Annotated in this window: 19 protein-coding genes; 10 read left to right on the forward strand and 9 right to left on the reverse strand. The window is 71.2% G+C overall.

Features of this window, described 5'->3' with window-relative positions; genetic code table 11:
- Positions 1-37 precede the first annotated feature (37 nt).
- Positions 38-1,891: an endo alpha-1,4 polygalactosaminidase gene (locus ACIBJB_RS02450; protein ID WP_398925682.1), complete on the forward strand. Its 1,854-nt coding sequence runs from the start codon at positions 38-40 to the stop codon at positions 1,889-1,891.
- Between the two features lie 18 nt (positions 1,892-1,909).
- Here the strand turns inward: ACIBJB_RS02450 and ACIBJB_RS02455 are convergent, their stop codons facing one another.
- The 5 genes from ACIBJB_RS02455 to ACIBJB_RS02475 all read right to left on the reverse strand — a co-directional run bounded on the left by ACIBJB_RS02455 (position 1,910) and on the right by ACIBJB_RS02475 (position 8,022).
- Entirely contained in the window at positions 1,910-3,430 is a 1,521-nt protein-coding gene (locus ACIBJB_RS02455; RefSeq protein ID WP_398925684.1) for an alpha-N-arabinofuranosidase, read from the reverse strand.
- 21 nt (positions 3,431-3,451) lie between these two features.
- Entirely contained in the window at positions 3,452-4,417 is a 966-nt protein-coding gene (locus ACIBJB_RS02460; protein WP_398925686.1) for an arabinan endo-1,5-alpha-L-arabinosidase, read from the reverse strand.
- Between the two features lie 460 nt (positions 4,418-4,877).
- Positions 4,878-5,741 carry a carbohydrate ABC transporter permease gene (locus ACIBJB_RS02465; protein WP_398925688.1) on the reverse strand — a complete coding sequence of 288 codons (864 nt, stop codon included), beginning with the start codon at positions 5,739-5,741 and terminating at the stop codon, positions 4,878-4,880.
- Positions 5,738-6,676 carry a carbohydrate ABC transporter permease gene (locus ACIBJB_RS02470; RefSeq protein WP_398925690.1) on the reverse strand — a complete coding sequence of 313 codons (939 nt, stop codon included), beginning with the start codon at positions 6,674-6,676 and terminating at the stop codon, positions 5,738-5,740. The genes ACIBJB_RS02465 and ACIBJB_RS02470 overlap by 4 nt, the downstream gene beginning before the upstream one ends.
- The gene (locus tag ACIBJB_RS02475; protein WP_398925692.1) at positions 6,673-8,022 is read right to left on the reverse strand and encodes an extracellular solute-binding protein; all 1,350 of its coding nucleotides are present in this window, start codon (positions 8,020-8,022) and stop codon (positions 6,673-6,675) included. Before ACIBJB_RS02475 ends, ACIBJB_RS02470 begins: the two co-directional genes overlap by 4 nt.
- A 193-nt stretch (positions 8,023-8,215) precedes the next feature.
- Here ACIBJB_RS02475 and ACIBJB_RS02480 point away from each other — a divergent pair, with 193 nt between their 5' ends.
- The 3 genes from ACIBJB_RS02480 to ACIBJB_RS02490 are packed head-to-tail and all read left to right on the forward strand — an operon-like array spanning position 8,216 to position 11,428.
- The gene (locus ACIBJB_RS02480) at positions 8,216-8,806 is read left to right on the forward strand and encodes a toxin-antitoxin system, toxin component family protein (RefSeq protein ID WP_398925694.1); all 591 of its coding nucleotides are present in this window, start codon (positions 8,216-8,218) and stop codon (positions 8,804-8,806) included.
- Positions 8,803-10,035 (forward strand): MAB_1171c family putative transporter, encoded by a 1,233-nt coding sequence (locus tag ACIBJB_RS02485; RefSeq protein ID WP_398925696.1) that lies wholly within the window; start codon positions 8,803-8,805, stop codon positions 10,033-10,035. Before ACIBJB_RS02480 ends, ACIBJB_RS02485 begins: the two co-directional genes overlap by 4 nt.
- Positions 10,028-11,428, forward strand: coding sequence for an FAD-dependent oxidoreductase (locus ACIBJB_RS02490; RefSeq protein ID WP_398925698.1), 1,401 nt, complete (start codon positions 10,028-10,030; stop codon positions 11,426-11,428). Before ACIBJB_RS02485 ends, ACIBJB_RS02490 begins: the two co-directional genes overlap by 8 nt.
- 10 nt (positions 11,429-11,438) lie before the next feature.
- Here the strand turns inward: ACIBJB_RS02490 and ACIBJB_RS02495 are convergent, their stop codons facing one another.
- From ACIBJB_RS02495 to ACIBJB_RS02510, 4 genes are all read right to left on the reverse strand, one after another.
- On the reverse strand, positions 11,439-12,287 hold the full coding sequence (locus ACIBJB_RS02495) for an SMP-30/gluconolactonase/LRE family protein (RefSeq protein WP_398925700.1): 849 nt from the start codon (positions 12,285-12,287) through the stop codon (positions 11,439-11,441).
- Positions 12,284-13,057 carry an IclR family transcriptional regulator gene (locus tag ACIBJB_RS02500; protein ID WP_398925702.1) on the reverse strand — a complete coding sequence of 258 codons (774 nt, stop codon included), beginning with the start codon at positions 13,055-13,057 and terminating at the stop codon, positions 12,284-12,286. The genes ACIBJB_RS02495 and ACIBJB_RS02500 overlap by 4 nt, the downstream gene beginning before the upstream one ends.
- Positions 13,058-13,212: 155 nt before the next feature.
- Entirely contained in the window at positions 13,213-14,436 is a 1,224-nt protein-coding gene (locus tag ACIBJB_RS02505) for a PucR family transcriptional regulator (protein ID WP_398925704.1), read from the reverse strand.
- A gap of 3 nt (positions 14,437-14,439) precedes the next feature.
- Positions 14,440-14,592 (reverse strand): hypothetical protein, encoded by a 153-nt coding sequence (locus ACIBJB_RS02510; protein WP_020116177.1) that lies wholly within the window; start codon positions 14,590-14,592, stop codon positions 14,440-14,442.
- Between the two features lie 203 nt (positions 14,593-14,795).
- Between ACIBJB_RS02510 and ACIBJB_RS02515 the strand changes: the two genes are divergently transcribed.
- The 6 genes from ACIBJB_RS02515 to ACIBJB_RS02540 all read left to right on the forward strand — a co-directional run bounded on the left by ACIBJB_RS02515 (position 14,796) and on the right by ACIBJB_RS02540 (position 24,293).
- The gene (locus ACIBJB_RS02515; protein WP_398925706.1) at positions 14,796-15,785 is read left to right on the forward strand and encodes a DUF3068 domain-containing protein; all 990 of its coding nucleotides are present in this window, start codon (positions 14,796-14,798) and stop codon (positions 15,783-15,785) included.
- Positions 15,786-15,978: 193 nt separating this feature from the next.
- Entirely contained in the window at positions 15,979-17,160 is a 1,182-nt protein-coding gene (locus ACIBJB_RS02520; RefSeq protein ID WP_398925708.1) for a glycosyltransferase family 4 protein, read from the forward strand.
- Between the two features lie 5 nt (positions 17,161-17,165).
- Positions 17,166-17,963: a class I SAM-dependent methyltransferase gene (locus ACIBJB_RS02525; protein WP_398925710.1), complete on the forward strand. Its 798-nt coding sequence runs from the start codon at positions 17,166-17,168 to the stop codon at positions 17,961-17,963.
- Positions 17,960-22,171 (forward strand): alpha-(1->3)-arabinofuranosyltransferase family protein, encoded by a 4,212-nt coding sequence (locus tag ACIBJB_RS02530; RefSeq protein ID WP_398926809.1) that lies wholly within the window; start codon positions 17,960-17,962, stop codon positions 22,169-22,171. Before ACIBJB_RS02525 ends, ACIBJB_RS02530 begins: the two co-directional genes overlap by 4 nt.
- Entirely contained in the window at positions 22,168-23,559 is a 1,392-nt protein-coding gene (locus ACIBJB_RS02535) for a condensation protein (protein WP_398925712.1), read from the forward strand. Before ACIBJB_RS02530 ends, ACIBJB_RS02535 begins: the two co-directional genes overlap by 4 nt.
- Positions 23,556-24,293: a methyltransferase domain-containing protein gene (locus ACIBJB_RS02540; protein WP_398925714.1), complete on the forward strand. Its 738-nt coding sequence runs from the start codon at positions 23,556-23,558 to the stop codon at positions 24,291-24,293. Before ACIBJB_RS02535 ends, ACIBJB_RS02540 begins: the two co-directional genes overlap by 4 nt.
- The last annotated feature ends 11 nt before the right edge of the window (positions 24,294-24,304 follow it).

The raw sequence follows: 24,304 nt of genomic DNA on the forward strand, positions 1-24,304 counted from the left end.
ACTTTCGAACACCCGCACTCGGGAAGGGTGACTCGCGATGTCGCTGAGCCCCCGCGATCCGGAGTCCATCGGCGGCTACACGCTGGTCGACCGGCTCGGCAGCGGCGGCATGGGCGTCGTCTACCTCGGCCGCTCGGACTCCGGGCGGCAGGTCGCGGTCAAGCTCGTCCACCCCGCGTACGCGCTGGACGAGGAGTTCCGCACCCGCTTCCGGCAGGAGGTCGCGGCGGCCCGCCGGGTGAGCGGCGCGTTCACGGCCCCGGTGGTGGACGCGGACCCGGACGCCCCGCAGCCGTGGATGGCGACGCTGTACGTCCCGGGCCGCAGCCTCGCGGACATCGTGGCCCAGGACGGCCCGCTGCGCGGAAGCTCGCTGCGGGTGCTCGCGCTGGGCCTGGTCGAGGCACTGCGGGACATCCACCGGGTCGGCATGGTGCACCGGGATCTGAAGCCGAGCAACGTCCTGATGGCCGAGGACGGGCCCCGCGTCATCGACTTCGGCATCTCGTACGCCGTGGACAACGAGGCGCTCACCCTGACCGGGCGGCTGATCGGCACCCCGCCCTTCATGTCGCCGGAGCAGTTCGCCGCGCCGCGCGAGGTCACCGGGGCCTCGGACGTCTTCTCGCTGGGGTCCCTGCTGGTCTACGCGGCCACCGGCAGCCGTCCGTTCGACGGCAGCAGCCCGTACCTGACGGGCTATCAGGTGATGTACGAGCCGCCGGCCCTGGACGGGGTCGCGGAACCGCTGCGGAGCATCGCCGAACGCTGCCTGGACAAGGACCCGGCAACACGGCCGGAACTCGGTGAACTGCGCGACCTGCTGCGGACGTTGCCGGACACCGAGGGGCCGGCCGCTCCTGCCGCACCGATGTCGCCGGGGCCGTCCGGCTCCGCGGCGACCACCCACCAGGTCTCCCGAGCGCGGCCCGAAGCATCGGACGCGGCCCACGAAGGAACGGCCGCCGTTGCGGACGGCACCGGAGCGGGCCGGGGCGACCGGGGCAGCGGAGACGGTCGGGCAGGCCGCGGATCCCGGCGGCGCGTCCTGGTGGGTCTCGTCGCGGCCCTGGCCGTCACCGGACTGAGCGTCGTGGCGGTGCGGGCCGCGTCGGACCTCGGAAGCGCCCCGTCACCGACCGGGCCGACGTCCACCTCGCCCGGGTCCACCGCCCCCGCCTCCGTGACGCTCCCGCCCAAGAACGTGCCGTGGGACTACCAGATCGGCGGCGCGTACCCTCCGGCGGCCGGTGTCCGGGTGGTGAGCCGCAGCTACGAGAGCGCGCCCGCTCCCGGGCTCTACAACATCTGCAACATCAACGCCTACCAGGCGGAGTCGGACCAGGAGAGCGACTGGGACGCCGACCTGCTGCTGCGCGACGCCGACGGAAAGGTCGTCCACGACACGGACTGGGACGAGGCCGTCCTGGACATCCGTACGGCCGCCAAGCGCGAGCGCATCGCCGCAAGGCTGGCCACCTGGATCGACGCCTGCGCGGCCAAGGGCTACCAGGCCGTGGAGCCCGACAACTACGACTCCTTCACCCGCTTCCCGTCGTATCTCAAGGCCGCCCAGGCCGAGGCCCTGATGAAGCTGCTGGCGGCGCACGCCCATGGCAAGGGACTGGCCGTCGCGCAGAAGAACACCGTGGAACTCGTCTCCGACCGCGCGTCCGTTGGCCTGGACTTCGCCATCGCGGAGGAGTGTGCGGAGTACGACGAGTGCGGCGCGTACGCCGACGCCTTCGACGACAACGTCCTCGTGGTCGAGTACACCAAGAAGGGCCTGACCATGGCGTGCGCCACCTGGAGCGGCACCCTCAGCGTGGTGCGCCGGGACGAGGAGGTCGTCCCCGAGGGCGCCGACGGGTTCCTGCGCGAAACCTGCTGACGCCCTCGGGGACCGTGTTCAGCTCAGCCGGATCACGTTCCAGGACAGCGGCTCCAGTACGGCGGTGAGGGTGCCGTCCTTCAGCGCGGTGCCCTCGGCCGCGTGCGGGGCGACCCGCTCCGGGGCGTCGAGGCTGTTGCGGGCGTCCGGGTCGGCGTCCGCGAGGACGCTGTGCTCGACGACACTCGTCAGGTCCAGCCCGTTCAGGGCGACTTCGAGCGGCAGCGGGTCGTTCTGGCTGCGGTTGACGGCGAAGACCGTGACCGTGCCGTCCTCGGCGCGCACGGCCGTGGCGTGCAGGAGGTCCGTCTCGCCGTACTTCTTCGTCGCGTACGTCGGCGAGTCGACCCGTACGTCGAGGACCTCACCGCGGCCGTACCGCGAGGCCTGGGCGAACGGGAAGAACGTCGTCTGGCGCCAGGCCGGGCCGCCCGGCTCGGTCATGATCGGGGCGATCACGTTGACGAGCTGGGCGAGACAGGCGACGGTGACGCGGTCGGCGTGCCGCAGCAGGGCGATGAGGAGCGAGCCGAAGACGACGGCGTCGAGGACGCTGTAGTTGTCCTCCAGGAGGCGGGGGGCCTCGGGCCAGTCGTCCTGCTCGAACTCCTTGGCGCGCTTCTCCCACTCGGGCAGGTACCAGACGTTCCACTCGTCGAAGGAGAGGTTGATCCTCTTCTTCGACTTGAGCTTGGCGCCCACGTGGTCGGCGGTCGCGACAACGTTGGCTATGAACGACTCCATGTCGACGGCCGAGGCGAGGAAGGAGTCGATGTCACCGTCCTCGGGCCAGTAGTAGGCGTGCAGGGAGACGTAGTCGACGAGGTCGTACGTCTCCTCGAGGACCGTCGCCTCCCACTCGGCGAAGGTCGGCATGGACTGGCTGGAGGAGCCGCAGGCGACGAGTTCGACGCCGGGGTCGATCTGGCGCATCGCGCGGGCGGTCTCGGCGGCGATCCGGCCGTACTCCTCGGCCGTCTTGTGGCCGGTCTGCCAGGGGCCGTCCATCTCGTTGCCCAGGCACCACAGCTTGATGCCGAAGGGGTCCTTGTCGCCGTGCGCGACACGGAGGTCCGACAGGGCGGTGCCCTCGGAGTGGTTGGCGTACTCCTGGAGTTCGAGGGCCTCGGCGACGCCCCTGGTGCCGAGGTTCACGGCCATCATGGGCTCGGCCTGGGGGCCGACCTTGCGGAGGAAGTCGATGTACTCGGAGAGGCCGAAGCGGTTGGTCTCGGTGGAGTGCCAGGCGAGGTCGAGGCGGCGGGGGCGGTCCGCGGCAGGGCCGACCGAGTCCTCCCACTTGTAGCCCGAGACGAAGTTGCCGCCGGGGTAGCGCAGGGCGGTGACGCCGAGTTCGCGGACGAGCTCCAGGACGTCCTCGCGCAGGCCCTTGTCGTCGGCGGTGGGGTGGTCCGGTTCGAAGATGCCGGTGTAGACGCAGCGGCCGAGGTGCTCGACGAAGGAGCCGAAGAGGCGGGGGTTCACTTCGCCGACGGCGAAGGCGGGGTCGAGGGTGAAGCGGGCGGTGGACGTGCTCATGGAGACCTTTCAGGAAGGGAGTTACTGGACAACCGGCCAGTCACGCACCCAACCGAGCCTGTTCAGGCCCAGCTTCGGTGTGCCGTTGTCCTCTGCGTCGTAGTAGTGGTACGCCAGCCAGTCCTGGCCGCGGGTGCGGAAGACCGACTCGCCTCCCGTGCCGATGTACCTCCCGTGTCCTGCCAGCAGCAGGTCGCCGCCGCCCTCGAGGAGCGGCTTGCCCGTGCTGTCGAGGTACGGGCCGGTGACGGTCGTGGATCTTCCGACCCTGATCTTGTACGTGGAGTTCACTCCCGCACAACAGGCGTCGTAGGACGCGAAGAGGTAGTAGAAGCGGCCGTGCTTGACGATGTCAGGGCCCTCGACCGCGTACGGGGCGTCGGGGCGGGTGGCCAGGTGGTGGACGGTGGTGCCGGGGAGGGCCTTTCCGGTGGCCGGGCTCAGCTCGACCATGCGGATGCCCGTCCAGTACGAGCCGAACGACATCCACAGCCTGCCGTCGGCCCGGACGATCGCCGGGTCGATGGCGTTCCAGGAGTCGGTGGTCTCGGAGGTGAACACCTTGCCGTGGTCGGTCCAGGTGCCGGGGAGGCCGGACGGGGAGGTGGCCACGCCGATCGCGGAGTGGTTGGTGCCCCAGGACGAGACGGCGTAGTAGAGCCAGTAGCGGCCCGCGCGGTACGAGATGTCCGGCGCCCAGGGATCGCCGGTGTCGTTGTACTCGTACCACCAACTCGGCGGCTCGGCGAAGGCGTTGCCCGCGTCGGTCCAGTGCCTGAGGTCTTTGGACAGCCGGGCGCCGATCACACCGCCGGTCGAATAGGCCACGTAGCCACCGGACTTGAGCTGGATGACCGTCGGGTCATGGATGATCTGCTGCCCGCTGATCGGGAGCGGGTCGGGGTAGGCGGTGTCCGCCTGGGCCGTGGTCGGGAGCACGGCGAGGAGGGCGGCGGTCAGGAGCGTGGCAAGTCTGAGACGTTTCAACTGGGGCTCCCCATGCTGTTGGTGGCCCGCGGGGGCCGAATAAGGTCGGTGTGGCGCTGCCGGCCGGGCGGCGGCGAAGAGGCGGCCGCCCGCCCGCCACCACCCGGGGCGGATCCGGCTGGTGCGGCACCGCGTGCTCGGCCTCCGCGAAGAAATGCCCGTCCCCGACAGCCCACGAGGTCCCGGCCGCCGCGGAGCCGCGCGCCGCGCCCTGGTCGGGACACCGGCCTACGGGGACCGCATGCGACCGGTGCAGCCATGTCCCCTCGCCGACTGCGAGCAAGCGACCGCCCCGCTGACCCCGGCGGGACCATCACCAGGTCCCGGCCGCCGCCGGAGGGCCGCGCCTCGCGCCGCGACCGGGCCCCCGACCCACCAAAGCCGCATACGGCACAGCCCTCACCGCGGACCACCGCCGCGTCACGCCCGGCGTCCGGCCCCGCGCCGTACCGTGGTCGTGTCACTGGCCCGCCAGCCCCGTGTGGGCCACGCCCGCCACGATCTGGCGCTGGAAGAAGACGAACACGATGATCAGGGGGAGGCCCGCCATGAGGCCGCCGGCCATGAGCTGGGCCCACTGGATGCCGTAGGAGTTCATGACGGTCGCGATGCCGTTCGGCATGGTCATCAGGTCGGGGTTGTTGGTCACCATGTAGGGCCACAGGAAGTTGTTCCAGGAGGCGATGAAGGTGAAGATGCCGACCGCCGCCAAGGACGGCCTCGCGAGCGGGACGACGATCGTGAAGAAGACCCGCCAGCGCCCGGCGCCGTCGATGAAGGCCGCCTCCTCCAGTTCGCGCGGGACGCCCTGGAAGAACTTGTAGAGGATGTAGACCATCGCGGCCGGCGCGCACTGGGGAAGAATCATGCCCCAGTACGTGTCGACCATCCCCATCTGCTGGACCGTGGTGAACAGCGGGACGCCGAGGACCGCCGGGGAGATCATCAGGCCCGACATCACGATGCCCATGAGCACGCTCTTGCCGCGGAACTCGGTGCGGGCGAAGCCGTATCCGGCGAGGGCGCTGACCGTCAGCACGACGGAGGTGACGCACACCGACACCACCAGCGAGTTGATGAACCAGTTGGTGATGTTGCCGGTCTCCCACAGCGCCTTCCACGCCTGGACCGTCCAGACCTCCGGCAGCCAGTGCGGCGGGATCTCGGCCGCCTCCGCCTCGGACTTGAGGGAGGTGAACAGGGCCGCGGCGATCGGCGCCACGAACACGGCGGAGACGGCGACGCCGATCAGCGTGAGGATGATCTGGCTGGGAGTCCAGGGCTTGCGGGTGCTCTTACGGACCGGTACGGCGGTGGTGGTCATCGGCCGCCCTCCTCACGGGTGCGCAGCAGCCACATCCGAGCCAGGGCGACGACTGCGATGATCACGAAGAAGATGATGGACATCGCGGAGGCGTAGCCCACGCGGTAGCTGGTGAAGCCCTGTTCGAGGGTGTACTGGACGAAGGAGCGGGTGCTGACCTCAGGACCCGGCCCGAAGTCCATCATCACGACCGCCTGGTCGAAGAGTTGCAGCGAGGCGAGGATCTGGAGCGCGATCACCAGACCGGTGATGTTGCGCAGCATCGGCAGCGTGATGTGGACCATGCGGTGCCAGGCGTTCGCGCCGTCCAGCTTCGCGGCCTCGTAGAGGTGGTCGGGGATGCCCTGGAGGGCGGCGAGGTAGAGCAGGAAGCTGAAGCCGACGGTCCACCACAGGGTCTCGATGACGATGGCGAGCATCGCGTACGACTTGTCGGTCAGCCAGGGTGTGTCGAGCCCGAAGGTCTCGTTGATCAGGCCGATGCCCTGGGTGAACAGCCACTGGAACATGTTGGCGGCGACCGTCGAGGGCAGCAGGAACGGCACGAAGAAGCACAGCCGCCACAGCCACTTGCCGCGCTCGATGTGGTGGGCGAGCATCGCGAGCAGGAAGGCGAGGACCGTGATGCACGGCACGACCAGCAGCGTGAAGTAGGCGCTGTGGCCGAGCGCGTCCCACATCGCCGAGTCGTTCAGGGCCTCGCGGTAGTTGTCGAGGCCGACGAAACTCGCGCCGTCGCCGGAGATGTTGGCGTCCGTGAAGCTGAGCCAGACGCCGCGCAGCAGCGGCCAGATCACGAACAGCACGAAGAGCGCGAGGAACGGGGCGACGAACCAGCCGCCGTGCTGGAAGCCCTGCTTGCGGCGGACGGTCGCGACGGCGGTCGCGCTCCTGGTGCGCGAGGGCGCTATGACGGTCTGAGCGCTGGTCGTCATGCGACCGCACCTCCCTGCGCGGCGGTCCTGCCGTCCATCGGGTTCTTCGAGGCGAGGAGCTTGGTGAGATGGCTCTTCATCGTGCGCGCGACCTTGTCCGGCTTGGCGGAGCCCATCGTCGAGGAGACGACGACCGGGCCGAGGTCCTGCGCGAGCACGCCGGTGGAGCCCGCGAACCACACCTTCGGCTCGGTGGCCTGGTGGTCCATGGCGCTGACGTACTCGTTCTGCGGGGTGAGCTTCTTGTACGCGGCCGTGGAGAGCGTCGGCGTGTACGCGGGGATGTGACCGCCGGCCGCCCACTGGAGGGCGTGTGTGACGACGTAGGCGGCGAGTTCGTGGGCGCCCTCGTTGGTGGCGCCGCCGCGGCCCGCCTGGTGCGGCAGGACGAAGGCGTGCGACTCGGCGTGGGTGGCCTGCCTGCCGAAGACGGGCGGCAGCGGGGTCGCGCCGTAATCCAGCTTCGCGCCGGAGAAGACCGGCACGGACCAGTTGCCCTCCCAGGTGAAGGGGGCGCCGTTGATGAACTGTTCACCGGTGGGGGCGCCCGGGATGACGTACCCGTCGGTGACGTGCCGGCGGAGGAACTCCAGTACCCGGGTGGCCTTGTCGGGGTCGAAGAGGACCTCGGTGTTGTCGGCGTTGAACCACTCGCCGCCGAGCTGGGTGTAGAAGGCGACGAAGAACCACCACTGGAAGTTCTGGTCGTTGGTCCACAGGCCGATCGTCTGGAGGCCCTTCTTCTGGGCGGCCTTGGCCTTCTTCAGGACGTCGAACCACTCGTCGGTGGAGGTGACCGGGATCATCCGGCCGTCGTCGCCGAGCAGGCCCGCCTTGCCCAGCACGTCCTTGCGGTAGAAGCAGAGTTGGACGTGGATGTCGAGCGGGAGGGCGTAGAGCTTGCCGTCGATGACGCCGCGCTTCCACAGCGCGGGGTTGTAGTCCTGCTCGCGCACGCCGTACTTGGCGAGCAGGTCGACGTCCCACGGGTCGAGAAGGCGGCCGGGCGAGAAGCCGGTGACCCGGCCCATGTGCATGACGCCGAGGTCGGGTGCGCGGTCGCCCGCGGCCGCCATGGCGAGCTTGGTGTAGAAGGGGTTGCCCCACTGGAGGGTGGAGTCCTTCACGTCGATGTCCGGATGGGCCTTTCGGAAGGCGTCCAGCATCGCGATCATGTTGGCGCCGTCGCCGCCGCTGAAGAGGTTCCAGTAGCGCACCCGGGTGTCCGCCCCGGAGGCGAGCGCGTCGGCGCCGGTGCCGAGGGCCGCGAAGCCGAAGCTCGCGGCGACGGTCAGTCCGCCCGCCGCTGCGAGAAGGTGCCTGCGGCTCAGGTCAGGTCGTCCCATTCCCTGCCCCATCTGTCGAATATCATCTGTTCGATATCTCGAATTGCGCTCGTAACTTCGAACGGGACCGTAGGCAGGAAGCGCTTTCCAGTCAATGGTCCGGGCAGCAAAATCGGATCGCGTGACGGGACAGTTCGGGGCGCGTAGTCTCGAACAGCCCGTCCTACGGCGGCGGGAGAGCTCAGGGGGTGGGATGGACATCGCGGGCGCGCGCAGGAGTGCGGCCCGGATCGCCTCGGCGCTACGACGCACCCGTGCGACCTCGGCCATGCGCGATCTGGTCTCCCACCTCACCGCCGCGGTCCGGGCCAGACCCCGTCCCCCGGCCGACGTGCCCGAGCTGTGCCGGGCCCTGTGCCAGGAGATGAGCGCGCGGCGCGGCGGCCGGCCCCTGGACCTGCGCTTCGAGCGCTTCCCCGACGAGATCGCGGTGACCGGACTGTGGGTGGAGTTCCAGGACTTCGACCTCGTCATCGTGGAGGAGCGGGCCGAGGAGATGCAGCAACTGGTCATCCTGGGCCACGAGTTGTGGCACCTGCACGCGGGCCACGCCCACCATCACGCGGCCGCCGCGGACGCGCTCGCCGGACGGCCCGGCTGGGACTCCGTCGCCCTGACCGTCGCGGCCCGCAACGGCTCCCGCGAGGCGGACGAGGCCGAGGCCGACGACTTCGGGCACCGGCTGGCGGCCGCCTTCCACCAGGTGGGGCGAGGCGGCCCGGCCTGCCCCGACCCGGTCCAGAGGTCGCTGGGCTACCGGGGACGCGGAGGCGGGACGCTGTGACACCTCAGCAACTGGCCGAGGGACCGACCGCGTTCTTCACCGGCCTGTACATCTCCTTCTGGCTGCCGGGCCTGGTCCTGGGCGCCGCCCTGGCGATCAAACTGCCCAGCATCGTCAAGCTGTGGCGGGATCCGCTGCTGCGTGCCGTCGGCGGTCTGCTGCTGCTCGCCTGCGCGGTGTTCGTCTTCGCGGCCCCGAGCACCATCGCCTGGACCAACCGGGTCACCGGCGTCCCGAACATCGCGGCCCCCTGGGTGTACTCCCTGATCACCGCGCTGTCCGCGTCCTGGCTGCTGCTGGTCGTGCACTGGCGCAACGGCCACACCGACCGCCGCGCGCAGACACGGCGTGCGACCCGCTGGGTGGTCGGCGTCTACACGGCCGTGGTGGTCGCGCTGTGGGTCCTGTTCGCCCTCGCCGATGTACCGGTGGAACAGATCGAGGACCTGGACACGTACTACGCCACCACGCCCTTCATGCGCGAGGAGATCCTCCTCTACCTGATCGTGCACACGGCGGCCTGTCTGATCACCGCCCGGCTCATCTGGACCTGGATCCGCACCGAGGGACTCGACGGCTGGCTGCGCTGGGGCCTGAGGTTCCTCACCGTCGGCTACGTCACCAACCTCCTGTTCAGCGCGGCCAAGTTCACCGCCATCGTGGCCCGGTGGACCGGGCACGACCTGGACTGGCTCAACACCAACATCGCGCCGTCCGCCGCCTGCATCGGCGCCACCATGGTCGCGACCGGCGTCATCGTCCCGCACGCCGGGCAGTACCTGCAGGAGCGCTGGCTGGTCCGCCGCCGACGCCGGAACCTGAAGCCGCTGGCCCGCCTCCTGCGGGCCGTGCCGGGCCGCCGTGAGCCGCTCGCCCTGCAGGTCACCCCCGAGATCCGCCTGATCCGCCGCGAGACCTACATCCGCGACGCGCTCCTGCAGCTCTCCCGCCACCTCGACGAGGACCTGCGGCGGCGCTCCCACGACGCCGCCCTCGCCCTCGGCGCCGAACCCGGCCGGGCCCGGGCCCTCGCCGCCGCGGTGACCATCCTGGACGCCGTGGAGACCGAGCGGCACGCCACGGACGGCGACGACACGACGGCTCCTGACACCGCATACCTGTTGCAGGAGATCCACGCCGTCTCCGCGGCCCTGCGCAGTCCCGACGAGATCACGGCGGTGCGCGCCCGCGCGGCCGTCCCGGCAGAGAGCATGTCCACGCATGACTGAAAGCCCCTCCCCCGCCAGAGTCGCCGTCGTCCTCGGGGGGTCCCACACCGGCATGCTCGCGGCGGCCGCCCTGGCCGGGCCCGCCGACCGGGTCGTCGTCGTGGAACGCGATGTGCTGCCCTCCGGCCCCGCGCCCCGCAAGGGGCTTCCGCAGGCCCGCCATGTCCACCAGCTCTGGTCCGGCGGGGCGCTCGCGCTGGAGGAACTGCTGCCGGGGGTCACGGGACGACTGCGTGCCGCGGGGGCGCACCGGCTGCCGGTGACCACCGACATGGTGGCGCTGTCCCCGCGGGGCTGGTTCCGGCGCTGGAGCGAGTCGCACTTCATGCTGCTGTCCAGCAGGGACCTGCTGGACGCCACGGTGCGTGCCCAGGTGCTGGCCGACGACCGGATCGAGCTGCTGCAGGACGCCGAGGTGCTCGGGCTCGACGGTACGGGCGCGGCGGTCACCGGCGTCCGGGTCCGGGTGGCCGGTGCCGAACGCACGCTGCGCGCCGACCTGGTCGTCGATGCGACGGGCCGGGCCTCACGGACCCCGCAGTGGCTGACCGAGCTCGGCCTGCCCGCCCCCCGGAGCCGGACCGTGGACTCCGGCCTCACCTACGCCAGTCGCCGCTACCGCGCCCCCGAGCCCGCCCGCGCCGGCTACCCCGTCGTCAGCGTCCAGCCCGACGCGCGCTCCGGCCGGCCCGGGCGCGGCGGTGTGCTGCTGCCGATCGAGAACGGGCAGTGGCTGGTGACGCTGTACGGCACCCGGGGCGGCGAACCCGCCGCCGACACCGCCGACTTCGCCCGGTACGCCCGTGCGGAGCTGCGCCACCCCGTCCTCGCCGAGCTCGTCGACCGGGCCGAGCCGCTGACGGAGGTGGCCCTCACCCGTACGACGGCCAATCGCCGCCACTTCTACGAGCGGATGCCGGCCTGGCCCGAGAACTTCGCCGTGCTGGGCGACGCCGTCGCCGCGTTCAACCCGGTGTACGGGCACGGCATGTCGGTGGCGGCGCAGGGTGCGGTGGCCCTGCGGGCGGCGGTACGACGGCACGGCTGGGGCGCGCCCGGTCTGTCCCGCCGTATCCAGAAGGCGGTCGCCCGGCCGGTAGCGGCCGCGTGGGATCTGGCGATCGGGCAGGACGTGTTCTACCCGGGAGCCACACAGGACGGACCGACGCTGCGGGACCGTGTGGTGGCCGCGTACGTCGACCGGTTGATGTACACGGCCACCGGGAACGGGCGGATCGCCCGCCGCGTCACCGATGTCACGTCGTTGGAGCGGCGGGCGGAGGTGCTGCTCGCGCCGGGGGTCCTGCTGGCGGCGGCGGTGGGGCCGTTGAAGCCGGCGTTGACCGAACCGCCTCTGACCGCCGAGGAGTTGAAGAAGGCGGGGCTCGAGTAGGCAGCCCGGGTCAGCCCGCGAACGGCAGTTGCTCCAGGCCCTTTCCGGCCCCCGGTACCACCAGCAGGGAGCCCGCCACCGGGTGCGGGGCGTCCAGCCCCACCCGTGCGGTCGTGATGTACAGGTCGGTCAGGTCCTGGCCGCCGAACGCGCACGCGGTGACGCGCGGGGTCGGGAGGGTGATCACCCGGTCCAGCTCGCCGTCGGGCGTGTACCGCCGTACCGCTCCCCCGTCCCACAGGGCGACCCACACGCACCCGTCCGCGTCGACCGTGAGGCCGTCGGGGAAACCGGCGCCGTCCTCGATCCCGACGAGGGTCCGGCGGTTTCCGATGTGGCCGTCGTGGTGGTCGAAGACGTCGACGCGGCGGGTGGGTGAGTCGATGTAGTACATGAGCCGGCCGTCCGGGCTCCATCCGGTGCCGTTGCTGACGGCCACGTCGTCGAGGACGGTGTGGTGGGTGCCGTCACCGGTGATCCGGGACAGGGTGCCGCCGCCCGGTGCCTCGTCGTAGCGCATGGTGCCGGCCCACAGAGAGCCGTCGGGGGCCACGGCGGCGTCGTTGGCCCGGCGGCCGGGGACGGGCTCGTGGTGGAGCCAGCGGAAGGAGTCGTCGGGGTCCAGCACGGCCACGCCGTCCCGCAGGTTGAGGACGAGTCCGCCGCCGGCGCGCGGCTTGACGGCACCGATGTGCTGGTCGAGGACGCGAACCGTGCGGTGCCCGGAGACGGGGTCATAGCTGTGGAGCCGAGCGCCCAGGATGTCGATCCACAGCAGCCGCTCGCCGTCCCACGTGGGCCCCTCACCGAGGGTGGCCTCGGCGCGCACGGCGACCTCGTACGTCGTGAAGCGGGTCATCCCACGCTCCGGTGGCCGAGGCGCTCGGACAGCTCGGCGGCGCCCTTGGCGGCGAGCTGCTCCAGCTCGACGCGGCGGTCGTCGCTCCAGCGGATCATCGGCACGGAGATGGAGAGCGCGGCGACGACCTGCCCGGTGCGGTCACGGACCGGGGCGGCCACGCAGGACACGTCCGGGTTGGACTCCCGGTTCTCGACGGCGACGCCGCGCTGCCGGATCTCGTCGAGGGCCTCGCGCAGGGCGCCGGGGTCGGTGATGCTGTTGGGCGTCATACCGGCGAGCGGGGTGTCGTCCGGGATACGGGAGGCGAGCTGCGGCTCCGGGAGGGAGGCGAGGAGCATCTTGCCGACGGAGGTGCAGTGCGCGGGCAGCCGCCGGCCGGCCGCCGACACCATCCGCACCGCGTGCGTCGAGTCGACCTTGGCGATGTAGATGACGTCGGTGCCCTCGAGGATCGCCACATGGACGGTCTCGTCGCAGGTCTCGGCGACGGACCGGGCGACCTGCTGTCCCTCGGCGGCGAGGTCCAGCTGCTCGGCGTACCGGCTGCCGAGCTGGTAGGGCCGCACCCCGAGCCGGTAGCGTCCCGGCTGCCCCGGGACCTGGACGATGTACGACCGGGCGGCGAGAGTGGTCACCAGCTCGTGCACGGTGGTGCGCGGCAGCTGCAGCCTGCGCACGATGTCGGGAGCGGAGAGCGTCCCGTCTCCGTCGAGGAAGAGCTCGAGAATATCGAGAGCCCGGGTCACGGCAGGTACGAGGCGTCCCACAACCGGCCCCCTCTCTGTGTGTCTAAGGCGCCTGCGTTCGAAATCTCAACAGACGATCGGCATGACGAACACAGGCTAGCGACAGGCTGTTTCCTCGGGCAATGGGCAAGGGGGACATAGACCCACTCCGTGTGCGGCACGTCACACTGCGTCGCTCACGCCAGCTCCCCCCGCAACCGCCGGGCCCGCAGTACCAGCTCCAGCTCGAACCGTCGGTCCGGGTCGTCGATCTCGTCGCCCCACAGTTCGCGGATCTGGCGGAGGCGGTAGCGGACGGTCTGGGGGTGGACGCCCAGGCGGGCCGCCACCTCCGGGGCGCCGCCCCTCGTCTCCAGCCAGGCCAGCAGCGTCTCCGCGAGGCGGCGGCCGTGGGTGGGGCCGCAGTGTCGCAGGGGGGCCAGGCAGCGCAGGGCCAGGTCGTCGATCAGTTCCTCCGGCTGGAGCAGAACCAGGGCCTCGGTGTGTTCGGTGCAGTAGAGGACGTCCCCGGCGGGGAGCAGGTCGCGTTCCATCAGGCGTACGGCGGCCTCGGCCCAGCGGAGGGACTTCGCCGCGTCGGTGAGCGGGACCGGGGGGCCTATCGCGCCCGCCCAGCCGGTCAGGGCCCGGTGCAGGAGTTCGGGGCGGCCCGCCGCGCCCGGTTCCGGGACGACCATGCGGGGCTGTTCGTAGTCCATGTCCAGGAGGACTCCCTGGCCCACCGCGGGGGGTACCGCCTCACGGGCCGGGCGGAGGAGGACGCCGACCGCCACCTTCTTCGGGAGGGGCCAGCCGATGCGGGCCGCGCGTTCCGTCAGCGCGTCCGCCGGATCGCCCCGGTGGCGTTCGGCCAGCAGTAACTCCATCAGGCGGCGCTGGAGGCGCAGGCGCTCGCCGGCCTGGCGTGCCGCTGCCTCGGCGTAGCCCCGGACCGACTGGTCGACCAGGCCGTCCAGGTACTCGTAGCCGGCGTCCACCAGCTCGTACATCGCCGGCGGCGGGATCTCCACGCGCTGGCCGATGTCGGCGAACCGGCGCCAGGCCAGGCGTACGCCCATGCGGTAGATCGCCTGGAGGGAGTCGAGGCTGCGGCCGTTCAGACCCTCGCCCCGCCCGAATTCCTGGAAGACACCCGGGGGGACCGTCGGGCGGCCCTCCGCCGTTTCCAGGTGCTGGACGAAGACCTCGATCGCGCGGCGGATGCCGACCAGGGCCATCGGTTCGCCGGACTCGTCAAGGACCACCGGCAGATGGGGGTACTCGCGGCGGATCTCGCGCAGGATCTCCTCCGCGAGGGCCGGCGCCTCGGCCATGGCGATGGCCGCGAACTGGCGGACCTGGAGGCGGGGGACGTCGTGCCAGGCCGAGCGGGCGTGCACAGTTGCCGGGCGGGCGGCCACGGGTCAACTCCCCTGGTCCGTCTGCTCGTAGGTGATCAAGGGGGTGTTGGGCTGCTCGGGCGTCGCCTCCAGCAGCGCGACGATGCCGAGCGCGGCACCGAGGGCGAGCAAAGCGGCGACCACGACGGTCAGTGCGGCGGCGAGCAGTCTGGACATCGCAGGGGCAGCCTCTCTCGAGCGGCTCGATCCGGCGTACGTCCCCACCCGGAACCCGTCCGGTACCCACCCTGCCTGTGCGCCCAGTCTCAACAAGTCACTGACAATCCGTCAAGACATTGACACCCCGTACCGATACGCCTACGGTCTCCGGCCCATAGAGCGGCCCGAACTCCGTCATCTCACGCCACTGGAGTGTCCGGATGCGCCGTACAGCCTCTCCAATCTCCCTGATTCTGCTGGGACTCGGCACGTTTCTGCTGGTACTGGCGCCCCTGCTCGCGTGGTACGTGACTCCACGGGCCGCCGTGAATCCGATCAACATCGACCAGACCGCCGTCTACCGCGGCACGGGCAGCGTCTTCGACACCGAGCAGGTGAAGACCGTCCCCGACCAGCGGATCACCGTCACTCAGCGGGTGCGCGGCAACGTCGAGGAAAGTGAGCGCAGCGACGGAGCCGCGGTGTGGGACGTCACCACCACCGTCGACACCGACAAGTCGCTGCCGGCCTCCGACCCGCACGACGCCCTGGAGTTCGTCCCGCACCGCTGGGTCATGGACCGCAAGACCACCAGGCCGGTGCACTGCTGCGGCGAGAAGCCGTACATCGAGGGCGAGGCCTATCTGAAGTTCCCCTTCGACGTGCAGCGGCGCTCCTACCAGTGGTGGGACAACTCCCTGGGTTCGACGGTGACTCTGCGTTATCAGGGTACGAAGAAGGTTCAGGGGTACACGGGTTACCGGTTCACCGGCACGGTCGCCCCGGCGAAGGTCGGGACGCGGCTGGTGCCGGGCACGATCGTGGACCAGCCCGGCCGGCCGCAGGTGCTGGCCGAGGAGTGGTACTCCAACCACGGCATCGAGCTGGTCGTCGACCAGCGCACCGGCCGGGTGGTCTACGCACAGGTCGGCCCGAAGCGCACCCTGCGGGCGCCCGGCACGAAGAAGGACGCCGTGGTCCTGCTGGACAGCCCCAAGATCGCGTTCACCACCGCGACCCAGAAGGAAGCGGTGCGGCTGGCGAAGCGGGACAGCGGCCAACTGCGCGCGGTGGGCGAGACGTTGCCGATCGGGGCGGCTGTGGCTGGATTCGTACTGGCTGCCATGGGGGGCGTTTTGGTGGTACGGGGACGCAGGCGCCCCGAGTCCACCGATATGAGCGATACGCCCGAGCCCGTCCTCACGATGTGACTGGACGTCAGCTCTAATAAGCCCGGAAATTGTCACGTGGGTGAGTAGCCACGGCGAACGGGTCGGCGAAAACTGTGCCACCCCACCTGAACACAGCCCGTCCACATCCTCCCCCTGAGAAGCGCTCAGTCCCCCCACAACCAGCCGGAAAGACTCTGCTGAGTTCCGCACCCTGAGACGAGTTGGAGCACCCATGCCCCAGCACGTGCCCCATCCGTTGCACACGCCTTCACAGGCGTCGCAGCGGCAACCCTCATCGCACAGCCCGCACCACTCCTCGGCGCTCCCCCCACCTCCGCGCCGAATCGTTTTTCTCGCCCATCGTGACCTGGACAATCCCGCGGCCGGCGGCTCCGAGCTGCTCGTCGACCGGCTCGCCGACGGACTGACCCGGCTCGGCCACCAGGTGACCCTCCTGTGCGGCGGCCCGGCCTCCTACCGGGACTACCGCGTCGTATCGGCGGGCGGCGAGTTCGGCCACTACCTGCGCGCCCGTACGGCCTTCGCCCGCCAGGTCGGCGAGACCGACCTGCTGGTCGAGGTGTGCAACGGCATGCCGTACCTCGCGCCCCTGTGGCACCACGGCCCGACCCTGTGTCTGGTCAACCATGTGCACACCGACCTGTGGAAGATGCGGTTCGGCGGGCCCTTGGCCCCGGCCGCCCGGATCGGCCGAAGACTCGAACACTGGGCCCTGGCCGGTGCGGCGGCCAGACACCGGAGCCTGCTGGTCGCCGTGTCCCCGTCGACGGCCCACGCCCTGCGGGCGATCGGTGTCGAGCGGGACCGTATCCGCGTCGTGCACAACGGCGTCGAGGAGCCGGAGCCGCTCGTCCGCCGCTCGCCCGAACCGCTCTTCGTCGCCGTGGGCCGGCTGGTCGAGTACAAGCGGATCGATCTGCTGCTGCGGCTCTGGGAGCGGGTGCGCCCGGTGACCGGTGGCCGGCTGGTGATCGTCGGAGACGGGCCCGAGCGGTCCCGGCTGGAGCAACTCGCCGGTCCCGGCGTGGAGTTCACCGGACATGTCTCCGAGGCCGAGAAGCACCGGCTGTTGTGCGAGGCGTGGCTGCTGCTTCACCCCTCCGCCGTGGAGGGGTGGGGACTGGTCGTCACCGAGGCCGCGACCCGTGAGACGCCGACCATCGCCTTCGACGTACCCGGGCTGCGGGACTCCGTCGTGGACGGGGAGACCGGAGTGCTGGCGCGGGGCGAGTCCTCGTTCGCCGCCGCCTGGTGCACGTTGGCTCTTTCCTCCCATCAGCGGGAGTTGATGGGTAAGGCCGCTCGCGATCGGGCTGCCCGATTCCGTTGGCATCGGACTGTCAGACAGTTTCGCGCTGTGGCCTCCGAGGCGGTGAGGGGCTGGGGACCGTGACGCGCGTGCGGCGCCATCGTGGCTGGTCGCGCCCCGCGGCGGAGCCGCTTTTCGATACAGCCCCGCGCCCCCAGACATTCAAGGACCCCTCGTTCCGGCGTTCCCTCACGCTCTTCCGGGCCTTCCTCCATGAGCAGGACGACCCCGAGTCCTGCTACGCGCTGCTCGCCCGCGACGCCGTGGACCAGGTCGAGGCCTACGACGGTCCCGTCGCCGGCCGTACCGTCGTGGACGTCGGCGGCGGGAGCGGGTACTTCACCGAGGAGTTCCGCAGACGGGGTGCCGACGCGTTCCTCTTCGAGCCCGATCCGAGCGAACTGGGAGCGAAGCCACCCGACTCCACCGTGATCGCCGACGGCTATCTGCTGCCCCTGCGGGAAGCGGTCGCCGACGTCACCTTCTCCTCCAACGTGCTGGAGCACGTGGCCGATCCGGAGACCTTCCTGAGCGAGCTCATCCGGGTGACCCGGCCCGGTGGGCTGATCTACGTGTCGTTCACCAACTGGCTGTCCCCGTGGGGCGGCCACGAGTGGGCGCCCTGGCACTACCTGGGTGCCGAACGGGCCCGTGCCCGTTATCGGCGCCGTACCGGAAAGGCCGCGAAGCACACCCTCGGCGAGAACCTGTTCGCCGTGCACATCGGCCCGACCCTGCGGCAGGTGCGTGCCCGGGACGACGTCACGGTCGTCTCGGCGCGCTCCCGCTACTGGCCCTTCCTCGCGGAGACCGTCGTCAGGGCTCCCGGGATCCGCGAGGTGGCCACCTGGAATCTCCTCCTCATCCTCCGGCGGTGTCCACCATGACGACGTCCACGGTCCAGGCCCCTCCTCCGGCAGCCGTCCCCAGCACCGCGGTCATGTCGGGCCCCCCGGAGGGCCCGCGGTCACGGAGCTGGCTGCTGGGGTTCTGGGCCGTGGTCTTCGTGCTGTTCCTCGTGGTGCACCCGGGCCGGCAGACCTTCGACACGAAGCTGGGCGTCACCACCGACCCGGGGCGCTTCCTCGCCGATCTCGGGCAGTTGTGGCACGACCAGGGCTCCTTCGGCGGGATCCAGGACCAGTACGTCGGCTATCTGTGGCCGATGCTGCCGTTCTACTGGCTGGGCCACGCCCTCCAGTTGCCGGTGTGGCTGGTGGAGCGGCTGTGGATGTCGCTGATCGTGTCGGTCGCCTTCTGGGGCGCGCTGCGGCTGGCCGAGCGGCTGCGCATCGGCAACGGTCCGGGAAGGCTGCTCGGCGCCGTCGCGTACGCGCTGTGGCCGACCTTCACCATCGTCATCGGCTCGACCTCCGCCGCCGCACTGCCCGGCGCCTTCCTGCCGTGGGTGCTGCTGCCGCTGACGAACGAGCGTTACAGCGCCCGGATCGCCGCCCTGCGCTCGGCGCTGATCATCCCCTTCATGGGCGGGGTGAACGCGGCCTCCACGCTGGCCTCTCTGCTGCCCGTCGGCCTGTATCTCCTCTCCCGGCCACCCGGGCCCCGGCAGCGCAAGCTGATCGCCTGGTGGGTACCGGGCGTGATCCTGGCGACGGCCTGGTGGGTGATCCCCCTGCTGCTGCTCGGCCTCTACGGCGAGAACTTCCTGCCGTACGTCGAGAGCGCGCGGACCACGACCGAGACGATGTCGGCGACGGAGGCCCTGCGCGGTGCCGGGAACTGGGTCGCCTACCTGCACCTGGGCGAGGCGTGGCTGCCGGCCGGCTGGACCGTGGCCTCCTCGGTGATCGTGATCCTCTGCTCGGCGCTCGCGGCCGGGCTCGGTCTCGCGGGCCTCGCGCGGCGGGACATGCCGGAGCGCCGGTGGCTGGTGCTGACCGTGCTGACGGCCGTCCTGGTGCTGCTCGCGGGATACGGCGGCGCGTTCGGCGCACCCTTCCACGGGCTCGTGCAGGACTGGCTGAACGGCGGCCTCGCGCCCTTCCGCAACATCTACAAGTTCCAGCCGGGGCTGGCGCTCGCGCTGGTGCTGGGCCTCGCCCATCTGGTGGGCGTGGCCGCCGAACCGCGCGGGGCGCGTGCGATGAGAGGCCGCCGGTACGCCCCGCTGATCGCGGCGGTCCTCGTCCTGCCCGGGCTGATGTGGCCGTATCTCAACGGCACGATCCTGAACCCGGGCTCCTTCCAGCAACTGCCCAAGTACTGGCAGTCCACGTCCGACTGGCTGGAGAAGTACTCCCCCGACTCACGCGCCCTCGTCGTCCCCGCGACCGCGCACGGCATCTACACCTGGGGCTCCCCCATCGACCAGCCGCTCGACGTGCTCGCCGAGTCCCGGTGGGCGCAACGGGACTACGTCCCCTTCGGCACCCCCGGCAACCGGCGCACGACGGACGCGGTCGAGCAGGCACTGCTGACCGGCGGTGAGATCCCGGGACTCGCCGACTACCTGAGCCGGGCCGGGGTCTACTACGTCGTCGTCCGCAACGACCTCGACCCGGACCAGATCGGCACCGTGTCGTCCTCGGTCGTCAAGCGGGCCCTCGAACAGTCCGGCTACGAGCGGGTGACGGGCCTCGGGCCGCTCATGACGGGCGGGAAGATCGCGCACGACACCCCGCTCCAGATCGAGGGGCTGTACCCGAGGCAGCGGGCGGTGGAGATCTACCGTCCGGCGAGCGAGGACGTGCCACGGCCCGGTCAGGCGGGGCTGCTGCCGGTCGCCGACACCGTCCAGGTGTCCGGCGGACCCGAGTCGCTGCTGCCGCTGGCGACCGAACTGCGCGGCCGGGCAACGGTGTTGACCGGGGACAACCACCCGGGGCTCGGTACCCCGCCGCTCCAGGTCGTCGGCGACGGACTGCGGCGCGCGGACACCCGGTTCGGGCTCGTCAACGCGAACACCTCCTACACGTACACCGAGGACGAGCGGAACGCCTCCGGGGCCGCCCAGGACGCCGGCGAGAAACCGCACCAGATCCTGCCGACCAAGGGACTCTCGCACCAGACGGTGGCCGAACTGCGCGGCGCCCGCACGGTGACGGCGTCGTCGTACGGCAACTGGCTGTTCCATCTCCCGCAGTTCGACCCGGTCAACGCCTTCGACGGCAATCCGGACACCGCCTGGGCGGAGGGCGTGGCGGGCTCGCCGGACGGGCAGTGGCTGCGCATCGGCTTCTCCGACCCCGCGTACGACATGCCCTCGTCGTTCAAGGTCACGCCGTTGCCGCAGGAGAGCGTGCGGTCGGCGGCGACCAAGGTGCGGGTGGAGACGGAGAACGGCTCGCGCACCAGTTTCCTGCGGGCCGACGGATCGACACAGAGCATCAAGTCCCCTCCCGGCACGACGGGTTGGATGAAGCTGACGATCGTCGACTCGGTCGCGCGCCGGACCGGTCTCGCCGGGGCCGGGTTCTCCGAGATCGACCTGCCGGACGTGCAGGTGACCCGGCTGCTGCGACTGCCGGCCGACGCGGACTCCGCCGACGCGCCCGCCGAGATCGTCTCCCTGCACCGGGTCCCCGACCCGGCCGGGATCTCCCCGACCGGCACCGAGGCCGGCCTGCACCGCCGGTTCGAGACGGCGGCCTCGGGAACGTACTCGGTGAAGGCGAGCGCGGTGCCGGTGAGCGGGGAGGAACTCGACCGGCTGCTGTACGAGGTCGCCCCCGACCAGCGCAACCGCATCACCGCGACCGCCGACTCCACGGCAACCCTCGGCACGGGCCTGTCCGCCCGCAATCTCACCGACGGCGACCTCACCACGGCCTGGATCGCGGGCGACCGGCCCACCGTCCACCTCAGCTGGAACGGCAAACAGCCCATCGGGGAAGTGGTGCTGGCGCCCGCCGGCGGACTCTCCTCCCGTCCCACCGAGGTCGACATCACCTCGCCCGACGGCGCGACGGTCGCCGGTGTCGACGAGAACGGCGCGGTGCGCTTCCCGCCGATCACGACCGACCGCCTCGACATCACGATCACCAAGACGGCCCCGCTGACCCTGCACAACCCGGTCGCGGACGAGGATCTCCAACTCCCGGTGGGGCTCACGGAGGCCTACATCCCGGCCCTCGACCAGTACCGGACCCCGCAGCCGAAGGCCACCCGGAAGTTCTCCCTGCCGTGCGGCAAGGGACCGGTCCTTGCGGTCGACGGGAAGCTGTACCAGACCGGCGTGTCGGGCCGGATCCGGGACCTGACCGACCGGCGGGAGCTGACGGTCACGCTCTGTCAGTCGGGCCGCTCCGACGCCGAGTTGTCCCTCGCCTCCGGTGAGCATGTCGTCGAGGGCGGGGACGCCGGACCGCTCGCCCTGACCAGCATCACGCTGACCCGTGGCACCGTCGCGGAACCGACCTCCCTCGCACGGGAGGTGCGGATACGGGACTGGCTCGGCGACAAACGCGAGGTGACCGTGGGGTCGGGCGCCGCCTCGTACCTCACGACGTACGAGAACTACAACGACGGCTGGAAGGCCACCCTGAACGGGAAGTCGCTGTCCCCGCTGCGGCTCGACGGCTGGCAGCAGGGCTGGCGCATCCCCGCGGGCGCGGGCGGCACGGTCAAGCTGTCGTACGAACCCGCGACGACCCACGACGGCGCGCTGATCGGCAGCGGGGTCGCACTGGCGGCGCTGGTGGGCCTGGTGCTGTGGCGCAGGCGCTCCCCGAACCCCGACGAGCCGCAGCGGGTGCCCCCGGCGCCGGGCGTGTGGCTCGGAGTGGTGGCGCTCACGGTGGTGGGCGTGGTCATCGCGGGCTGGTTCGCCCTGCTGGTCCCGGCGTTGGCACTGCTCGCGTCCCGGCGCCATGGACTCCTGGTGCCGATCGCCTTCGTGGCACTGGCGGGGGCGGGCATCGCCGCGGCGGTGGGCGCGGGAGAGCCGGTGGGCGCATCGCACGGGGCATTCGGTCACGTGGCCCAACTCCTCGCACTGATCGGCCTGTTCGCGGCCCTGGTGAGTGTGCGTGAGGACGAGCGCGAGGCCCAGGCTGAGGCACCCCCCGGTTCCGAGGCACCGACACAGCAACTGCCGCCGGTCGAGGTGAGCAAGGGGAGGACGGAACCGACATGACCCCACCGACGCGCATCCCGTTCCCGGTGGTCGACGAGGTCTCCCGCCACTGCCTCCAGGAGGAGGAACCGGAGACGGTCCACATCGAGGTGCATCTGCCGGGACGGCTGGATCCGGCTCGCCTCCGAAAGGCGTTCACGGAGGCGCTGCACCGACACCCCCGGATCCTGATGCGAGAGGCTCCAGGAGGCCGCTACCGCCGCCGCTACGAGTGGGAACTGACGACGGAGCCGGATGTGGAGGTGGTTACCTTTCCGACTCCGGGGCGGGATGCGTTGCGGAACGCGCGGACGAGGGCGCTGGTGGAGGCGCCTCCCCTGTCACTGTCCCCACCGATACGACTGGAGGTGGTGGAGGGGGCGGGTCCAGCAGAAGGCAGCGAGGCAACAGACATGGTCGGCCTGCACCCACCCTTTAAGGGGCGCGGGGCTGTATCGATAAGCGGCTCCGCCGCGGGGCGCGACCAGCCCCCACCGGCGCGCACCCGAAACACAACCGTCCTCTTCCTCACCATCAACCACACCGCCCTCGACGGCCCCGCCTGCCTCCGCATCCTCGCCACGGCAGCCGAAATCTACGGCGGCAAGGACAACTCCCCGGCCCCGGCCCCCACCCGCGCACCGGAAACCCCACAGCAGACCCCAGACACCCCCTCGAACTGGACCCGCCCCGCCCGCGTAGCGCAAGGCACCCCCGAGAACTCCCCCGGCAACGGCCTCCTCGTCACCGAACTCCCCCTCCCCCACCGCCCCAAGGGCTCCCCCTACACGGTCAACGACCAGCTCATGGTCACCACGGCCCTGACGATCGCCCACTGGAACAGGGAACACGGCGCCCGCCCCCGCCCCCTCCGCATCACGATGCCCGTCGACGACCGCCCGAGGGACACGACGATGCCGATAGGAAACGGCACCCGCCTGGTGGAAGTCCCCTTCGCACCGGACGAGTTGAAGCTCGACCCCGACGACATGCCCGCGTTCCTGCGCCGCACGGCACAACGCACCCGCGCCCTCAAATCCCTCACCCGCCCCCAACTGGGCCACGGCGCGAGCCTGCTCACCGCCCCGGTCACCCCGGTGACCTGGCGGGCGGCCCTCACCCGCGGTCTGCGCAGAGCCGCCGCCCCCTGGACCTCGACCACGCTGCTCAGCAACATCGGCCGCATCCCGTACCCCTTGGACTTCGGCGAGGAGGCCGGACGCGCGCACGCCGTGTGGTTCTCGGCGCCCGCGAGGATGCCCCGCGGTCTCACGGTCACGACCGCCTCCACCGCGGGCCGGCTGCACCTCGCGCTGCGCTGGTCCCGCGCCCTGCTCAGCCACGGCGACGGCACCCACCTGCGGGACCTGTTCGAGCACTACCTGCACGCCACGGAGGTGGCCCCGTGAACACCACCGCACCCCCGCGCCGCGGCGGCCTCAGAGACTTCTACGAGGATCCCGCCGTCCCCGTCGCCTCCGGCACCCCCCGCTCCCTGCGCCAGGCCCGCACGCTGGCCACGGCCCTCGGAGCCCCCGGAAAGACCGCGCGCACCGTCCTCGACATCGGCTGCGGCGACGGCACCGCGGCCGCCACCGCGGCCCCCCTCCTCACCGGTCACCGGATCGTCGGCGTCGACTGGTCCCAGGACGCCCTCAAGCGGGCCCGCACCAGGCTGCCGTACGCCGTCCGCGGTGAACTCACGGGCTCCGGGCTGCCGTTCAAGGACGCCTCGGTCGACGCCGTGCTGTTCAGCGAGGTCGTCGAGCATCTCGTCGACCCGGACGCCGCGCTCGACGAGATCCGCCGCATCCTGCGCCCGGGAGGTCATCTCATGCTGTCCACACCGAACCTGGCCGCCTGGTACAACCGCGGACTGCTGCTGGCCGGCGTCCAGCCGGTGTTCTCGGAGGTGAGCCTGCGGGCGATCCACGGCAGGCCGGGGCGGGAGGTCGTAGGGCATCTGCGGCTGTACACGGCCCGTGCGCTGCGGGAGTTCGTCGCGGCGTCCGGCTTCGAGGTCGTACGACTGGAGGGGGCGCCCTTCCACGGCGTGCCGCGTCCGCTGCGCGCACTGGACCGGCTGGCGTGTGCCAGACCGTCGCTCGCGTCGATCCTGCTGCTGCACGCGCGCAAGACCTAGGGGGCGGGACG

Origin of the sequence: Streptomyces sp. NPDC050759 (assembly GCF_044456945.1) — a bacterium.
Taxonomy (GTDB): Bacteria; Actinomycetota; Actinomycetes; order Streptomycetales; family Streptomycetaceae; genus Streptomyces.

Bases quoted from the DNA above. Each gene is read 5' to 3' on its own strand.
- ACIBJB_RS02450 (WP_398925682.1), top strand. From the start codon at position 38: ATGTCGCTGAGCCCCCGCGATCCGGAGTCCATCGGCGGCTACACGCTG.
- ACIBJB_RS02490 (WP_398925698.1), top strand. From the start codon at position 10,028: ATGACTGAAAGCCCCTCCCCCGCCAGAGTCGCCGTCGTCCTCGGGGGG.
- ACIBJB_RS02530 (WP_398926809.1), top strand. From the start codon at position 17,960: ATGACGACGTCCACGGTCCAGGCCCCTCCTCCGGCAGCCGTCCCCAGC.
- ACIBJB_RS02495 (WP_398925700.1), bottom strand. From the start codon at position 12,287: ATGACCCGCTTCACGACGTACGAGGTCGCCGTGCGCGCCGAGGCCACC.
- ACIBJB_RS02470 (WP_398925690.1), bottom strand. From the start codon at position 6,676: ATGACGACCAGCGCTCAGACCGTCATAGCGCCCTCGCGCACCAGGAGC.
- ACIBJB_RS02510 (WP_020116177.1), bottom strand. From the start codon at position 14,592: ATGTCCAGACTGCTCGCCGCCGCACTGACCGTCGTGGTCGCCGCTTTG.
- ACIBJB_RS02480 (WP_398925694.1), top strand. From the start codon at position 8,216: ATGGACATCGCGGGCGCGCGCAGGAGTGCGGCCCGGATCGCCTCGGCG.
- ACIBJB_RS02515 (WP_398925706.1), top strand. From the start codon at position 14,796: ATGCGCCGTACAGCCTCTCCAATCTCCCTGATTCTGCTGGGACTCGGC.
- ACIBJB_RS02475 (WP_398925692.1), bottom strand. From the start codon at position 8,022: ATGGGACGACCTGACCTGAGCCGCAGGCACCTTCTCGCAGCGGCGGGC.
- ACIBJB_RS02520 (WP_398925708.1), top strand. From the start codon at position 15,979: ATGCCCCAGCACGTGCCCCATCCGTTGCACACGCCTTCACAGGCGTCG.
- ACIBJB_RS02455 (WP_398925684.1), bottom strand. From the start codon at position 3,430: ATGAGCACGTCCACCGCCCGCTTCACCCTCGACCCCGCCTTCGCCGTC.
- ACIBJB_RS02465 (WP_398925688.1), bottom strand. From the start codon at position 5,741: ATGACCACCACCGCCGTACCGGTCCGTAAGAGCACCCGCAAGCCCTGG.
- ACIBJB_RS02535 (WP_398925712.1), top strand. From the start codon at position 22,168: ATGACCCCACCGACGCGCATCCCGTTCCCGGTGGTCGACGAGGTCTCC.